The sequence below is a fragment of the Vibrio sp. OPT46 genome, from assembly GCF_015163535.1.
Lineage (GTDB): Bacteria > Pseudomonadota > Gammaproteobacteria > Enterobacterales > Vibrionaceae > Vibrio > Vibrio alginolyticus.
In genome coordinates this window covers 1-1,530 of record NZ_JADDYG010000309.1, presented here as the reverse complement: position 1 = coordinate 1,530, position 1,530 = coordinate 1, and the positions used below count along the sequence as shown (strand labels likewise).

Annotated in this window: 1 protein-coding gene and 2 pseudogenes; 1 reads left to right on the top strand and 2 read right to left on the bottom strand. The window is 41.3% G+C overall.

All coding sequences use genetic code 11. From position 1 onward, the window contains the following. Positions 1-302 (bottom strand): annotated as a pseudogene (locus tag IQR33_RS15180) (FAD-binding oxidoreductase); the annotation flags it as partial. A 283-nt stretch (positions 303-585) separates the two neighbouring features. Here IQR33_RS15180 and IQR33_RS15175 point away from each other — a divergent pair. Beyond that, positions 586-1,059: a DUF1842 domain-containing protein gene (locus IQR33_RS15175; RefSeq protein ID WP_104970567.1), complete on the top strand. Its 474-nt coding sequence runs from the start codon at positions 586-588 to the stop codon at positions 1,057-1,059. A 134-nt stretch (positions 1,060-1,193) separates the two neighbouring features. Here IQR33_RS15175 and IQR33_RS15170 read toward each other — a convergent pair. After that, positions 1,194-1,530, bottom strand: a pseudogene (locus tag IQR33_RS15170) (ATPase); the annotation flags it as partial.

The window sequence follows — 1,530 nt, the reverse complement described above, 5'->3', positions numbered from 1 at the left end:
TGAACTTCTTGCGTACTTTCGCACATGACAATGACAAAGGGTTGGTGTTGATAGCGAGTATTGAAGATGAGTGACTCGACTTGATATTGGTTCAAACCAGGAACCGGTGAAACCGTGTTTTCAAGAGGTGTCAGTAGTCGCTCTTTAGGAAAACCGCATTTATCCATTTTCTGAATAAACAGTTTGGCATTATTGATTGAGATTGAGTACGCGTTAAGCACAGCGAGGCGTTGTATTTGAGGGTTAGGGTGCTGTTCTACCACTTGGTTTTCTTTAGTTCCCTGCATCCATTCTTGTTCCATTATTTTTTCCATTTGGCTTATGTATTGAATAGTTGTTTAAATATTAACTAGCATGCATATGTTCGCCATATCAGTTTGGTATCAGTTGTTCTGTACAAATCGCCAAAAGCATCAGCGAGAGAGCAATAATATCTGGTTGATGAAAAGAACGAGCGGCATCTGCGTGACCGTAGATAATTTATGTAGTCAAGTAGATCTGAGCCTAAAGTGATACTGAACTTGAATGACGTGCTATCTACATTGAATGGGTCACTAACGACAATAAATTCAGTTGGAGAACACAATGAAAATGGAATCAAAAGAATCACAAGCAATTTTTACTGCTCATTATCAAATTGGTAACGGCTTACCTGGAGGAGTGAACTTCGATGTTAATCTACTCGTGGCCAGCGAAGACAAATCAATAGTGGGTAAAGGACATATCTTTCAGGCCATTAACCCACCGTTAAATGTGGTGTCTGATCTCAATGGCAGTTTCAACTATCAATGCACGATGCGTGATTGTCATATCATGGTGACGTTGCAGGGCTACCAGCCTTACCTAGGCATTGCTCCTCTAGGAGCAGATCTTCACAACGTAACGCTCAACATCCTACTTAATGATGATTGGAAGTCAGGCGTGGCATTCTATCGATATAAAAATAGTTCAGGTAAATGGATTGAAGTAGCAAATCAACGCGTTACTCTACTTTTACCTGAGCATGTTCCTAGCATCGAAAACTTTAAGGTGGAGCAAAGTGATCTTGCGCCAGCATAAATCTAATCAGCGATGACACTGTGCCAAAACACAGATATTCCATGGTTTCGAATATCTGTGTTTGATGAGGTAAATCGAGCAAACAAGATGATTTGACGGTGCAATTAATCGACTTTCTTCGTTTATTGAATATTTCATGGTTGAGTAGATGTGAAGAGCCAATGGTCGAGCTCATCAACACTTATTTGAGCCTGGTTCAGTTGATGCTTACGCGCGGCCTGATTGAAGTTTAACAACTCAGAGACAGAGCTGGACTGGTCGAGTAAGGCAAGCATCAGATTCGCTTGTTCAATATAAAAATCACCCCATGGATGCGGATCTTCTCGGGTGAAGTTAGCAAGCTTATCGCGATATTTTCGAAGTAGCGTAGGCAGCTTATACTGCCACGCTACTTGGATTCCTTGTTGGTAAAAGCGTAAATAGTTATGACCAACACAGGTAGATTCTAGCCAAGCCTCACCAGTGCGCAAA

Coding starts and splice junctions, on each gene's coding strand:
- IQR33_RS15175 (WP_104970567.1), top strand. CDS start 586: ATGAAAATGGAATCAAAAGAATCACAAGCAATTTTTACTGCTCATTAT.